At 67.3% G+C, this 12,989-nt stretch carries 10 protein-coding genes and 1 pseudogene; 4 read left to right on the top strand and 7 right to left on the bottom strand.

Going from position 1 to position 12,989, the window contains the following annotated elements; genetic code table 11:
* Positions 1-6 precede the first annotated feature (6 nt).
* From F4Y45_07415 to F4Y45_07425, 3 genes are read right to left on the bottom strand one after another with little or no spacing between them, the layout of a single operon-like run.
* On the bottom strand, positions 7-1,215 hold the full coding sequence (locus tag F4Y45_07415; protein ID MXY24335.1) for a nucleoside permease: 1,209 nt from the start codon (positions 1,213-1,215) through the stop codon (positions 7-9).
* Between the two features lie 45 nt (positions 1,216-1,260).
* Complete coding sequence (locus tag F4Y45_07420; protein MXY24336.1) at positions 1,261-2,901, bottom strand: DUF1080 domain-containing protein; 1,641 nt, start codon at positions 2,899-2,901, stop codon at positions 1,261-1,263.
* Positions 2,778-3,629 (bottom strand): TIM barrel protein, encoded by an 852-nt coding sequence (locus tag F4Y45_07425; protein ID MXY24337.1) that lies wholly within the window; start codon positions 3,627-3,629, stop codon positions 2,778-2,780. Before F4Y45_07425 ends, F4Y45_07420 begins: the two co-directional genes overlap by 124 nt.
* A gap of 50 nt (positions 3,630-3,679) precedes the next feature.
* Here F4Y45_07425 and F4Y45_07430 point away from each other — a divergent pair, with 50 nt between their 5' ends.
* Together F4Y45_07430 and F4Y45_07435 are read left to right on the top strand one after the other, a co-directional pair.
* On the top strand, positions 3,680-4,708 hold the full coding sequence (locus tag F4Y45_07430) for a sugar phosphate isomerase/epimerase (protein MXY24338.1): 1,029 nt from the start codon (positions 3,680-3,682) through the stop codon (positions 4,706-4,708).
* 40 nt (positions 4,709-4,748) lie between these two features.
* Positions 4,749-5,957 carry a Gfo/Idh/MocA family oxidoreductase gene (locus F4Y45_07435; protein MXY24339.1) on the top strand — a complete coding sequence of 403 codons (1,209 nt, stop codon included), beginning with the start codon at positions 4,749-4,751 and terminating at the stop codon, positions 5,955-5,957.
* On the opposite strand, the gene F4Y45_07440 is transcribed toward F4Y45_07435, so the two are convergent.
* Both F4Y45_07440 and F4Y45_07445 read right to left on the bottom strand, forming a co-directional pair.
* The gene (locus F4Y45_07440; protein MXY24340.1) at positions 5,929-8,253 is read right to left on the bottom strand and encodes a carbohydrate binding family 9 domain-containing protein; all 2,325 of its coding nucleotides are present in this window, start codon (positions 8,251-8,253) and stop codon (positions 5,929-5,931) included. The two genes, F4Y45_07435 and F4Y45_07440, sit on opposite strands and share 29 nt — an antisense overlap.
* A gap of 34 nt (positions 8,254-8,287) precedes the next feature.
* Positions 8,288-10,036, bottom strand: coding sequence for a HupE/UreJ family protein (locus F4Y45_07445; protein MXY24341.1), 1,749 nt, complete (start codon positions 10,034-10,036; stop codon positions 8,288-8,290).
* On the opposite strand from F4Y45_07445, the pseudogene F4Y45_07450 reads away from it, so the two are divergent.
* Positions 9,906-11,009, top strand: a pseudogene (locus tag F4Y45_07450) (hypothetical protein). The gene F4Y45_07445 and the pseudogene F4Y45_07450 sit on opposite strands and share 131 nt — an antisense overlap.
* 212 nt (positions 11,010-11,221) lie before the next feature.
* On the opposite strand, the gene F4Y45_07455 reads toward F4Y45_07450, so the two are convergent.
* On the bottom strand, positions 11,222-11,662 hold the full coding sequence (locus tag F4Y45_07455) for a hypothetical protein (protein ID MXY24342.1): 441 nt from the start codon (positions 11,660-11,662) through the stop codon (positions 11,222-11,224).
* Here F4Y45_07455 and F4Y45_07460 point away from each other — a divergent pair.
* Complete coding sequence (locus F4Y45_07460; GenBank protein ID MXY24343.1) at positions 11,661-12,437, top strand: carboxypeptidase regulatory-like domain-containing protein; 777 nt, start codon at positions 11,661-11,663, stop codon at positions 12,435-12,437. The two genes, F4Y45_07455 and F4Y45_07460, sit on opposite strands and share 2 nt — an antisense overlap.
* 36 nt (positions 12,438-12,473) lie before the next feature.
* Here F4Y45_07460 and F4Y45_07465 read toward each other — a convergent pair whose 3' ends face one another.
* Positions 12,474-12,932 carry an FKBP-type peptidyl-prolyl cis-trans isomerase gene (locus tag F4Y45_07465; protein MXY24344.1) on the bottom strand — a complete coding sequence of 153 codons (459 nt, stop codon included), beginning with the start codon at positions 12,930-12,932 and terminating at the stop codon, positions 12,474-12,476.
* Between the last annotated feature and the right edge of the window lie 57 nt (positions 12,933-12,989).

Here is a 12,989-nt window from a genome sequence, read left to right on the forward strand (position 1 = left end):
TCCTGGCTACGTCTCGGCGGTCTTGTCCGTCGTCTCACGGTGCGTGAAGAAGAGGGCGAAGAGCACCAGGACGACGGCGGCCCACACGGCGGGGATGGGCCAGATCTCGGGCCACGCATGGCCACCGCTGGTTGTCGCGTAAGCGTCGACGATGCGGCCGGAGAGCCAGGTACCGATGAAGCCGCCGACGCCGTAGGTGATCAACGTGATGAATCCCTGCGCCGCCGCGCGCAGATCGGCGGGCGCCTTCCGGTCGACGTAGATCTGTCCGGTGACGAAGAAAAAGTCGTAGCAGATCCCGTGCAGGAGGATCCCGCCGTAGAGCATCCACATGCCGTCCCCCGGATCGCCGTACGCGAAGAGAACGTACCGGGCGGCCCAGGCGAGCATGCCGATCAACAGCAGGTTCTTGACGCCCAGGCGGATCAGGAACCAGGGCATCAGCAGCATGAAGCCGATCTCCGACATCTGGCCGAGGGTCATCTTGCCGGCCGCGTTCTCGACGCCGATCTCGTTCAGGAAGAGGTTCGTGAACGCGTAGTAGAACTGCAGCGGAATGCACACCAGGAACGAGCCGATGACGAACACCGCGAAGGCCCGCTCGCGGAGCAGCCGAAGCGCGTCGAGGCCCAGGACGTCCCGTGCCGTCACGCGGTCCGCCGCCTTCGCGGGTGGCGTGTGCGGCAGGGTGAGGCAGTAGAGGCCCAGGACGACGGAGACCGCGGCGCCGATCTGCATCGGCCGCGCGGTGGCCTCCAGGCCGAGGAAGCCGACGATCAGCCCGGCGACGATCCAGCCGATCGTGCCGAGCACGCGCACACCCGGGAACTCGCGGCCGGGATCGGTCATCTGGCGGAACGAGATCGAGTTCGTCAGGGCCAGCGTCGGCATATAGAGGAGCGAGTAGGCGAGCAGCACGACGTACATGGCGCCGAACGAGGTCTGCAGCGACGCCGCGAAGAGCACGACACCGCCCAGCACGTGCACGATGGCCAGCAGTCGCTCGGTGGCGAAGTACCGGTCCGCCACCATCCCCACGAAGAAGGGGGAGACGATCGCGCCGATCGCCGTCGTGCCGACCACCAGGCCGATCTGTTCGCCGGGGAAGCCGAGGGTCTCTCCCAGGTAGGTGCCGATCGGCACGAACCATGCCCCCCAGACGACGTACTGGAGGAACATCATCACCGAGAGCTTCAGACGTATTGCGGGAGGCATCAGTACGTCCGGTGCGTCAGGCTGCGGCCGTGGGGCGCGGGCGCCTCAATCGATGGGGCGGATCAGGATGTTGCGGAACCGTACGGGATCGCCGTGATCCTGAATCGCGATATGGCCCCGCCGGACGCGGCCGTAGCGCGGGAGCTCGGCGAACTTGCTGGCGGCAACGCGTGTCTCCCAGTCGCCGCTGTCCAGTTCATAGGCGAGCAGCCGCGTGCCGTTCATCCAGTGTTCGACCTGGCCGCGGTTGACGACGAGCCGCGCGCTGTTCCACTCGCCGACGGCCCGGGTGACGTCGGCCGACGGCGGATGCACCGCGTAATTGCTGCCGGCGGAGGTGATCGGATCCGCGCCGTCCCGGTGGCCGGCATTGTGAAGCACCTGGAACTCCGGCCCTGAGTGCCATACGGGTCCGTCGATCTCTTCAGTAACGCCGAAGAAGATGCCGCTGTTGCCGCCGGTCTCGACCTGCCATTCGAAGCGGAGCTCGAAGTTCTCGAACTGTTCGCGGGTGATGATGTCGCCCGCCTCGCCGACGCGGGCCAGCGCGCCGTCCACCACCTGCCAACCGTCGGACACCGTGTCCTGTTTGTAGCCGCGCCACGCCTCCAGGGAGCGCCCGTCGAACAGCGGAATCCAGGTGTTGCCCTCCGCGAGCGCCTCGCGGCAGTAGTCGAGGCAGCGGCGCAGCTCGGTCACCGTGTCGCCGCCGTCGTGCTCGTACTCGATGTTGGCGGGGATCGCCCATCCCTCGTCGCGCAGCAGGTGAAGCGTCTCGCGGATCGGCGTGTCCCCTTCGCCCCACGGCGTGTTCGGGCCCTGATTGCGCTTTCGGTCCTTGAGGTGAAGCGTCACGATGCGCTGGTGGTTTTCCCGCAGGTACGCGATCGGGTCGTGATTGGCGGCGACGAAGTGGCCGATGTCCAGATTGACCGCAATCGGCGCCGCGCCACCCATCTCGATCGCGCGGGCGAAATCGTCCGGACTCGAGAACTCGTTGGGGTCGACCCGCGAGTGATTGTGCATCGCCACCGGCATGCCGTGCCGGTCCGCGTAGCGCGCAATCCGCGGCACGGCGTTCATGTTGGCGGACGAGGTGATGGCGGGGGCGCCGAGGGCGCGCGCCATTTCGAAGCCGCGGTCAATCTCGGCGTCCGAGAAGTGGTCCTTGAAGCTGAGGTTGTAGGAGTTCAGCTCGATGCCCGCCTCCTGGAACCGCGCGCCGATCTCCTCGAAGTAGTCGAGCGGGACGGTCGTCCGCCAACGGCGCAACTGCTCCCGGTTACCCGCCTGGCGCAACTCGCGCGGCTCGACGTGCACCTCCCACAGCTCGCAGCTCGTGATGCCGAGATCATTCATCGCCGCGATGCCCTCATCGAGGCTCATGTCCCGGAAGCTGTAGCTCTGGAGGCCGATCAGCACGCCGGCGAACGTCGACCCTGCGGCATTGGCGTGCCGCACGCCCGCCGGCAGCCAGCCGGCCGCGGCCGCGCCGAGCGCACCCCCGATTGCCAGGCGGTGCCACTCGCGGCGGGTGATGTGGGGCATCCTGTCGTCCTCCGTCAGACGCGGCAGCTCGCGACTGCCTCGCGCAGCGACGTCATCGGATCGCGCGTCGGAATGAACTCGTGCGCCAGGTAGCCGCGGAAACCGGTTTCCGCGATCGCCCGGGCGATGGCCGGCCATTGCAGCTCCTGCTGCCGGTCCAGCTCGTGGCGGCCCGGCACGCCGGCCGTGTGGTAATGCCCGATGTGCTGATGGTTGTCCCGGATGGTCTGGATGACGTTCCCCTCCATCACCTGCATGTGGTAGACGTCGTACAGCAGCTTGACGCGGGGCGAGGCAACCCGTTTCACCACCTCGACGCCGAACGAAGTCCGGTCGCCCTGGTAGTCGGGATGGTCGACCCGGCTGTTGAGCAACTCCACGACGACGGTCACGTCTTCGCTTTCCGCGATCGGTGCGATGCGCCGCAGCGCCGTCACGCAATGGTCGACCCCTTGGGCGTCGCTCAGGCCGCGCCGGTTGCCGAAGAAGGCGATGACGTTCGGCACGCCGGCGCGCGCCGCCGCCGGCAGGCTCCGCGCCAGATTGCGGACGATCGCCTTGTGATTGGCCGGGTCGTTCAGGCCGTCGGAGATGGTCCCCCCGCCGCCGTAGCCGGTGGAACAGGCGAGCCCGTACTCGCGGGCGATCGCCCATTCCTCCTCGTCCAGCAGGTCGACCGCGGTGAGTCCGCTGGCGCGCACCTGCCCGAAGAAATCGCGGAGCGGAATGTCGCTGAAGCACCAGCGGCAGACCGATTGGCGGAGCGCGCCCGCCGTGGCGTGCGCGGGCAGGGACGGGCCGACCGCGGCCCCGACCGCCGCTACGCCTACCATGCCCATTGCCTCGCGCCTGGTCAGTTCAGCCATCGGACAACCTCCGCCGCCACTATACTCGACACCGGCTGACCACCCAAGCGATGGCGCGCGCAGTCACGTTGTTCACTGGGCAGTGGGCGGACCTGCCGCTGGCGGAGCTCGCTCCGAAGGCGGCGGAGTTCGGCTACGACGGCCTGGAACTCGCCTGCTGGGGCGATCATTTCGACGTCGACCGCGGCGCCGCCGACGACGACTACTGTGCGGAGCGCCGCGCTCTGCTGAAGGCCTCCGGCCTGGATTGCTGGGCGATCTCGCATCACCTGGCGGGCCAGCTCGTCTGCGATCCGAACGACGAAAGGTCGGACGCGTTCGCGCCGCCCGAGCTGGCCGGCGACTCCGAAGGGAAGCGGGCCTGGGCGGTAGAGACGATGAAGAACGCGGCGCGGGCCGCGCGGCGCTTCGGCGTTCCGGTGGTCTGCGGCTTCACCGGCTCACCGATCTGGCACCTGCTCTATTCTTTCCCGCCGGTCGGCGCGGCGACGATCGCGGCCGGTTACGAGCGGTTCGCGGAGTTGTGGCATCCAATCCTCGATGTCTTCGAAGAGAACGGCGTCCGGTTCGCGCTCGAGGTGCACCCGACCGAAATCGCGTTCGATCTCGTCACGGCGCACCGCGCCCTCGACGCGATTGGCGGTCGCGAGGTTTTCGGCTTCAACTTCGACCCGAGCCACCTGGAGTGGCAGGGGGTCGATCCGGTCCGCTTCCTGGAGGAGTTTTCCGACCGTATCTACCACGTCCACATGAAGGACGCGGCCGTCACGCTCGACGGCCGGAGCGGGATCCTCTCGTCGCATCTCGAGTTCGGCGCGCCTGGACGCGGGTGGGACTTCCGCTCGGTCGGCCGGGGCGACGTCGACTTCGAGGGGATCATCCGCGCCCTCAACCGGATTGGCTACACCGGCCCCCTGTCGGTCGAATGGGAGGACTGCGGGATGGACCGGGAGCATGGCGCCCGCGAGTCGTGCGAGTTCGTCCACTCGATCGACTTTCTGCCCTCCGGCCTGGCCTTCGACGCCGCATTCGATCGGCGGAGCAACGATCCGGGCGACGCCGGCGGCCAGGACCGCTGAGCCGATGGGAGCGACTATCGGCCGGACGCTCAAGCTCGGCATGGTGGGTGGCGGCCCCGGCGCCTTCATCGGCGACGTTCACCGTCGCGCTGCCTTGCTCTCCGGCGGGGTGGAGTTCGTCGCCGGGGCGTTCTCGTCCAGCCCGCGGCGCTCGCGCGCCAAGGGGCGCGAGCTGATGCTCGATCCGTCGCGCGTCTACGATTCGGTCGAGCATCTGATCGCGGAGGAAGGCCGGTTGCCAACGGGGAAGCGGGTCGATCTCGTGACCATCGTCACGCCGAACCACCTCCACTTCCCGGTCGCGAAGGCCCTGCTGGCGGCGGGCATCCACGTCGTATGCGACAAGCCGATGACCTTCGACGTCGCCGAGGCGCGGCGGCTCCGGCGGCTCGTCGCGCAGTCCGGACGCGTCTTCGCGCTGACGCACAACTACACCGGCTACCCGATGGTCAAGCTGGCCCGCGACCTGGTGCGCGGCGGCCGCCTGGGGCCTGTCCGAAAGGTCGTGGTCGAGTACCCGCAGGGCTGGCTCGCAACCCCGATCGAACGGAGCGGCCAGAAGCAGGCGGCGTGGCGGACCGACCCAAAGCGAAGCGGCGCGGCCGGTTGCCTCGGCGACATTGGCACGCATGCGGAGAACCTGGCCGAGTACGTGACCGGCCTTCGCATCGCGGCCCTCTCCGCCGACCTCGCCACGTTCGTGCGTGGACGCCGCCTGGACGACGACGCCAGCGTCCTGCTGCGCTTCGCGGGCGGCGCCCGCGGGGTTCTGTTGGCCAGCCAGGTGTCGGTGGGCGAGGCTAACGGCCTGACGCTCCGGGTCTACGGCGAGGAGGGCGGCCTCCGCTGGCGGCAGGAAACTCCCGAGACCCTGGAGGTCACCTCTCTCGATGGCCCGGAGACGATCTGGCGTCGCGGTGACCCGAACGTGGTGGCGGCGAGTCCCGCCGCGGCCCGTGCTACGCGCCTGCCGGCCGGTCATCCGGAGGCGTTTCTCGAGGCGTTCGCGACGATCTACGCCAACGCCTGCGACACCATCCGCGCCCGCATCGCAGGCGAGTCTCCCGACCCTCTCGCCCTCGACTTCCCGACCGTCGAAGACGGCCTCCGCGGCATGATCTTCGTCGAGACCGCGGTGAAGAATGCCGCTTCCACCGAGAAGTGGACGCGTATGCTCCGCCTCCCTCCGACGCGCCGCGCGGCGGCGCGAATCCGCGCGGCTACCGGGAGAAGAGGTAGGTCATCTTGATCGCGAGCTGCCGGTTGCGGATCCAGGGCGAGTAGCGCCGGATGCCGCCGACCGTCGGCTGGTAGTCGAGGCGCAACTCGTCGTAGGCGATGTAGATGTCGCTGCCCGGGCTGTAGATCCAGTTGAACCGGATGCTGTTGCTCAGCTCGCCGGTGGTCGAGACGTACTGCGACAGCGTGCGCAGGGTCACGTTGGGCGAGACGGCCCAGTCGAACGTCAGGGCGGCCAGGTCGGCGATGAACGAGCCCCCCGCCAGATCGACGTTGTTCCGCGTGAAGCGAAGCTCGGTGGCGAGCGACTGCGTGAAGCGGATGCCAAGCGACGCCGTGGTGTCGAGCCGGGTGCCGTCGAAGAAAGTCTGCGGCGTGTAGCCGAGTTGGCCGTAAACGCGCTTCGACGGATCGCTCCGGTACCGGAACATCCATTGCCCGAAGTGGTATGGGCCGACCGGAATTGTGACGTTCTTCGCGGGGTCCTTGATGTCGCGGTGGATCAGGAACGGCTCGTCGAGCTGTTCGAACAAGTCGTTGTAGATGACGGTGAATGAGGAGCCGTCCTCGAAGTAGGTGCCCACCATGTGGTGCATGCGCCGTGTCACCAGCCGGTTGTTCTGATCCGTCGTGTACTCGATGTTCCACATCGGATCGAACTGCCGGATGCCCCAGCGGCCGGGCCGCGGATCCCACTCGCCGTGGAACTTCGACGTGCGGATGCCGACCCGCGGAACGAAACCGACCTCGGCGTTGAAGTTGTCCTGGATGTCCGTGTACTCGCCGTAGATTCGCCAGGACGGGCTCAGCCAGACTGCCGTGAAGTAGCTGGCCATGTCGTTCCCGGTCATGCCCGGCGTCTCGGTCTTGGCGAGAAACGCCGTCATGGACATGTGCGGGTGCGGCGCGAGCGTCGTGTCGAGGGCGAAGGTCCGGTTGTAGTGGCCGCCGCCGACGGATTCCTTGTTGACGACGATGCCCCCGACCTTCGAGCGCGCGAAGATGTCGCGACTGTAGCGGCCGACGAAGAAGTTCTCGCCCAGGCGGCGGGCGTCGCCGGCGCCGTGCGCCTGCGTTGTGATGTTCAGCGCCGCGATGTTGTTCCGGTCCACCTTGCCGGTGAGCCGCGCGCCGCCCACGATGGGGATCGCCTGCCCGGTCCGCGACAGGCCGATCCGCCGCGTGAAGAAGAGGTCGGCGGCGCGGTTGAACCCCTGGGTCCGGACGCTGAACAATCCGGCGTTCTCCAGAAAGAAGTCGCGTTTCTCCGGGAAGAAGAGGGGGAACCGGGTCAGGTTCACCTGCTGCTCGTCCACCTCCACCTGGGCGAAGTCGGTGTTGTACGTGAGATCCAGGTTCAGGCCGGAGCCGAGGCCGTACTTCACGTCCAGCCCGGCGTCCCCGAGGCCGCTGCCCGCGAGGCTGATGTTCGCGGAACTCCGGGCCTGGCTGCCGCTGGCCAGCAGGTACGGGGTCACGCGGAGGTCGAGCCCGCGGTTGACCTGCGTGATCCCGCTCATCGTTCCCGCCAAGCTGACCCGGGTCAGCGTGTACGCCCTCGGAATCGGCGCCCAGAAGACCTGCTCGTTCTTGCGGCGGATGTTCCGCATGAAATTGACGCCCCAGACCTGCCGCTCGACGCGCGGGAAACGCAGGGTCACCATGGGGATGCCGATTTCCGCCACCCAGCCGTCGGGATTGCGCCGGGTGGCGACGTCCCAGACGCCGTCCCAGTTCAGGTTGATGTTCGAGCTGTTGCCGCGGAAGCCACCCTCGCCCTCCTCGGCCACCTGCTGCTCGAGTTTGGCGCCGAGCGGATTGGTGACGAACATGTAGCCGGACCGGCGGTCCCGGAACGTGTCGATGATGATCTGGAAGTTGTCCTCGTCCAGAAGACGAAGCGAGTCGCGCCGCTTTTCGGTCGCCACCAGGCCGTTCGGATCGTCGTCGTACGCCTCCACCCCGATGTAGAGCATCTCCGCGTCATACATCAGGCGGACGATGGTGGATTCGGTCGCCGGGTCGCCTTCGGACGGTTCCTGCTGCACGAAGTCGTCGATCACGGCGGCAAGGAGCCACTCCTCCTCGTCCAGGCGACCGTCGATCGACGGCTTCGCGTCGACGCGGACCGGTTCTACGCGGTAGCGCTCGGCCGGTGGGAGCTCAGCTCCCCCCGCGATGCCCTCCAGGACAAGCGGCGGCTGGCTTCCCGGGTCTTGGGATTCGGTTGGATCCTGTGCGGCCACGCCGGATGGGGCGGCCAGTGCCGCGAGGGCGGCAACCGTGACGAACGTGATGACGCGCAACTATTGCTCCAGTCTCTGCTTGACTAGACGACGGCTACTCGGCTGCCGCTTCACCTGCCGGCCGCTGCCGGCGCGCGAATCGCAGGCCGTACCAGGCGATGGTCGCGGCCAGCATTATCGCGATCAGCCAAGGAATGATCCCGACCAGCAGGGCACTCAGCACCGCGCCCCACGTGAGGGGGTACTGGCTAAGCGTTTCGTAGCGGTCCGCCATCCAGTGCCAGCTCGTGTGGGCCACGAGGACGGAAATGAGGATGGTTCCCATCCGCTCGCTGATGACGAACCGGAAGAGCAGCTCCAGGATGGGCACGGCGAGCGCAATCACCAGTAGTTGACCCAACTCGACGCCGATGTTGAACGAGAGGAGCGACGTCAGCAGGTGCGAGCCGGCGAACTGCAGCGTCTCGCGCAGGGCGAACGAGAAGCCGAAGCCATGGATCAGGCCGAAGCCGAACGCCACGACCCAGCGCCGCCGGATCCGTCCCACCTGGCCCGCGTCCGCGGCGACGATGTTTTCGAACGCCATGTAGAGGATCGAGAGCGCAATGAGGGTCTCGACCGCAGGTGGGAACCAGAGCGTGTCGGGCGCCATGTCGTAGGCGGAGGCGATCAGCGTGACCGAATGCGCGACGGTGAACCCGGTAACGATGGGCACCAGCGCCCGCAGCCGTCGGAATGGCACGACCAGGCAGAGAAGGAACAACAGGTGGTCGGTCCCGTCGAGGATGTGATCGAAACCGGAAACGACGAAGCGCCAGGCGGCCTGGTGCCAGCGGGGATCGAGAGTGACGACGCCCGGATCGCCACGCAGTTCGAACGCCCGCTCCGCCCCCGTCGGGGTGATGAACCGGATGACCGAGATCACCCGAAGGCCGAGACGTTCGACCCCAGGGCGGATTGCGAAGCTGGACTGGTCCGACACCGTGTCGTAGTCGAGCAGGACGTCGAGCATCGCCTGCCGCCAGATGATCTGCGTGGTCGGGGGAAGACGCGGGCCGGACGTCACATGCTCCAGGGCGGAGTCGTACTCGTCGAACGACCGGTCCGAGGGAATCGACAGGCGGATCGCCTCGATCGTCGGCTCCGCAAGGCGGTTGCCGTCCTCGTAGATCTCGATTTCCTGTCCCAGCCAGAGCATGGCGGCGTCCGGAAGGAGCTCCCGGGCCGGTTCGATGTCCAGGTAGCCGGGTCCGTAAAGGGGGAAGTTGACGTCCAGCATCGCCTCGAGCGGGACGCGGATCAGCATCCGGAGGCGATCCCCTTCCGGCTTGACGAAGGCCCGGACCGTCACGTCGGTCGGGATGTCGTGGGCGACCGGGATGGCGGGAGCCGCCAGCATGAAGGCGACAGCCGCGGCCGCAACGATCCAGGGTCCGTGTCTGGTCGGCAAGTTCATATCGCCGTCGTGAGATTGCTTGGTCCGCGGCGTTCGGGAGCCCCTTGCCCCGCCGGGACGATTTGCAAGTATACTGTTGCCGGTTCGAGCGTAGCGAAGTGTGCCTGCCTTGCGCGATGTTGTGTCGGCCGGCACCGGTTTCTGGGAGGACACGATGAGTCGGAAGTACGCATTTGTTCTAGTCGCGCTCGCGGGTGCCGTGGCGGTTGCCTGTGGCGGCGGCGCTGCCGGCGGCGGCGAGGAAGCCGCAGCGGACATGCCGCCGGCCGATCCCAATGCGGCGCAGGCGCCGATGTTCGAGGTGGATCCCACCTGGCCGTACAACCTGCCGAACCACTGGCTGATGGGCGCCACGATCGGCGTCGATGTCGACTCCCAGGATCTCATCTGGGTACTCCATCGCAACACGATGGATCAGTTCGTGCTCAACACTGAGGTCGGCATGATGGCCGATCCCCCGGTGAGCGAGTGCTGCCAGCCCGGCCCGCCCGTCCTGATCTTCAACCAGGAGGGTGAGTTGGTCGACAGCTGGGGAGGCCCCGGCACGGAGACCGGCGACTACGTCTGGCCGGAGTCGAACCACGGCATTACCGTCGACCACATGGACAACGTGTGGATCGGCGGGAACGGCCAGGGTGACGCGCACGTGCTGAAGTTCACGCGGAGCGGCGACTTCCTCATGTCGGTCGGCACCCACAACGCGCGGCTCGTGCGCGAGGAGGATGGCCGCCGGATCTTCGAGCGCGACAGCCACGCGGCCGACAGCTACGGCCGCGTCGCCAAGATCGGGATCGACCCGGATGCGAACGAGGCGTACTTCGCCGACGGTTACTACAACAAGCGTATGGCCGTCGTGGACGCCGACACCGGCGAGCTGAAGCGCTACTGGGGCGCCTACGGGAACGATCCGGACGATGACTACGACTTCGGCGGGCCGTACGAACCGGGCGGCGCGCCGGCGCAGCAGTTCCGCGGCCCGGTCCACTGCGGCGAGATCTCGAATGACGGCCTCGTCTACGTCTGCGACCGCGCGGAGGATCGGATTCAGGTCTTCCAGACGGACGGCACCTTCGTGGACGAGTACTTCGTCGCGACCCACACCCGGTCGCAGGGCTCGACCTGGGACATCGACTTTTCACCCGACCCCGAACAGACCTACCTCTACCTGGCCGACGGGCAGAACATGAAGGTCTACATCATCGAGCGGGAGACCATGGAGGTGCTGACCGCGTTCGGGGACGGCGGCCGCCAGCCGGGGATGTTCTTCGCCGTGCACAGCATCGCGGTCGACTCCGACGGCAACATCTACACGACCGAGACCTACGAGGGATCGCGCGTGCAGAAGTTCGTCTACAAGGGGATCGGTCCGGTTCCGGCGGGAGCCGAGGGCGAGAACAGCCAGGGCGTGCTCTGGCCGACCAACTAGCCCGCGCGCCGCGGAGGGCGCATTGGAAGTTTCGCTAGCGCGAAATCTCTGGGCTGGGCGAGACAGGAAGAGCCGGTCCGGCGCCATGCCGGACCGGCTCTTCGTTTGTACGGGCGACGTGGCTGGACGCGACGAGGCGACGTCGCTTATTGCAGGGCTGACGGCTTGATGCGGAAACCGTCCGCCGTTTCCTCGCGGAACTGCTCGTGGCAGGCGGCGCAGGCGCCCCGGAGATCCTCAAGTCCCGCCGTTGCCGCACTCGGATCCTGCGCCCCCGATGCGCGGGCGATGGCGCGGGCAGCCTCGATGGCGTTCCCGGCTAGCTCAACCGCCTCCGCCTGCCCCTGGGCCTCCCAGAACGACACGACCCTCGCGAACTGCTCCCGCATCTTGTCGGTGTCCTCGCCCAGATCGCCCCAATAGCTCGCGTCGAGGTGGATCGAGGCATCCGACACCAGGTAGCGGAGCTCCTGCATCGCGTCCTCGTAGTCTTCGACGCTCACTGCTTCCTGCGCGCCGGCGAGCCCTCCGCCCGCCGCGAGTCCGAGCAGCGCGCCGAGTAGCGCTGCCTGTCGCAACTTCTGCATGCCATCCTCCTTACGGTCCGGTGTCCGATGGAACGTTCGTCGGAACCGTTCGAATCATACCGGCAGAGAGGAACTCCCGGTTGCCGCTTGTGGCAACATGTCCGTGGGTATAGGCTGTCGATTGTTTGCGGGCGCGCCGTGCGCCACATCCATGGGAGAGCGACAGATGCGACTCAACGGACGATTCGTGGCGGCGGTGGCATTCCTGGCGGTGGCAGGCGCGACGGTTGATGTTGCGGCCCAGGCGCGAGTCACTGGCAAGATAACTGACGAGTGGGGCAACGGCCTGCCGGGCGTCCTGGTTTCGGCGCAGCGCGACGGCGGCGGAACACCGACGACGACCACGACGGAAGACAACGGCGAGTTCTTCATGATCGGTCTGTCGTCGGCCCAGTACGACATCACCTTTACGCGCGATGGCTATCAGGGGATACGGACGCCGGCGTTGATCCGGAGTCGCGACAACCAACCCATCGAACTGGAACTGGAGGCGCTCCCGACCGGCGGTCGTCTGCGCGGCGAGCAGGAGTTTCAGGCCCAGGGCGGATCGCCCTGGATGAAGTTCAACGAGGAAGGCTTCTTCGAGTTCGAGGACGCCGACGGTGAAGAAGGGATGGGCACCTACGGCATCGTCGAGCAGGATGCCCTGCTGGTCGTGCGCGAGTACGACGGCGACGACGACAAGTACTCGATCGTCGTGCCGGTCGTCGTCAGTTTCAGCAGCGATCAGTTCACCAGCTTCACCTGGGACGGGGTGGAGCTGACGAAGCAGTAGATCGGCGCGCCGCAGGTCGGCGCGCCGGCACGCCGTCTACTGAATCGAGATCAACTCGACGTCGAACACCAGCATGCCGGCCGGGTAGCCGGGGCGGCCGCCGTAGGCCAGGTCTTCCGGGATCCAGAACCGGCGCTTCTCTCCCGCCACCATCAACTGCACGCCCTCGGTCCAGCCCGCGATCACGCGGTTGAGGGGAAACGACGCCGGCTGGCCCCGCGCAACCGAGCTGTCGAACATCTCGCCGTTGGTGTGCCAGCCGGTGTAGTGGACCGTCACGGTGGAGGTCGGCCCGGGATGCTGACTGCCGGTGCCCGCCTCAATTACCTTCGAGGCGAGGCCGGACGCGGTGGTCTCGGCGTCGGCCGGCGGCGCGGCGACATCTTCCGGTGCGGGAATGGTTCTCTGCGCCGCAAACGCGGCCACGCCGACGACGAGCAGGGCAACGAGCATGAAGGCGAAGGATGACGATGTCTGCGTGGTGGTCATGATCATGGGCGGATTGTATCCCACCCATCAGCGGATGCGTCCGGCTATGATCGCGTGATGCGT

Source organism: Acidobacteriota bacterium (assembly GCA_009838525.1).
GTDB lineage: Bacteria > Acidobacteriota > Vicinamibacteria > Vicinamibacterales > UBA8438 > VXRJ01.

Coding starts and splice junctions, on each gene's coding strand:
- F4Y45_07415 (MXY24335.1), bottom strand. CDS start 1,215: ATGCCTCCCGCAATACGTCTGAAGCTCTCGGTGATGATGTTCCTCCAG.
- F4Y45_07420 (MXY24336.1), bottom strand. CDS start 2,901: ATGGCCGGCCATCGCCCGGGCGATCGCGGAAACCGGTTTCCGCGGCTA.
- F4Y45_07425 (MXY24337.1), bottom strand. CDS start 3,629: ATGGCTGAACTGACCAGGCGCGAGGCAATGGGCATGGTAGGCGTAGCG.
- F4Y45_07430 (MXY24338.1), top strand. CDS start 3,680: ATGGCGCGCGCAGTCACGTTGTTCACTGGGCAGTGGGCGGACCTGCCG.
- F4Y45_07435 (MXY24339.1), top strand. CDS start 4,749: ATGGTGGGTGGCGGCCCCGGCGCCTTCATCGGCGACGTTCACCGTCGC.
- F4Y45_07445 (MXY24341.1), bottom strand. CDS start 10,036: ATGAGATCCTGGGAGTCGACATCGACGCCGATCGTGGCGCCCATCAGC.
- F4Y45_07460 (MXY24343.1), top strand. CDS start 11,661: ATGCCATCCTCCTTACGGTCCGGTGTCCGATGGAACGTTCGTCGGAAC.
- F4Y45_07455 (MXY24342.1), bottom strand. CDS start 11,662: ATGCAGAAGTTGCGACAGGCAGCGCTACTCGGCGCGCTGCTCGGACTC.
- F4Y45_07465 (MXY24344.1), bottom strand. CDS start 12,932: ATGATCATGACCACCACGCAGACATCGTCATCCTTCGCCTTCATGCTC.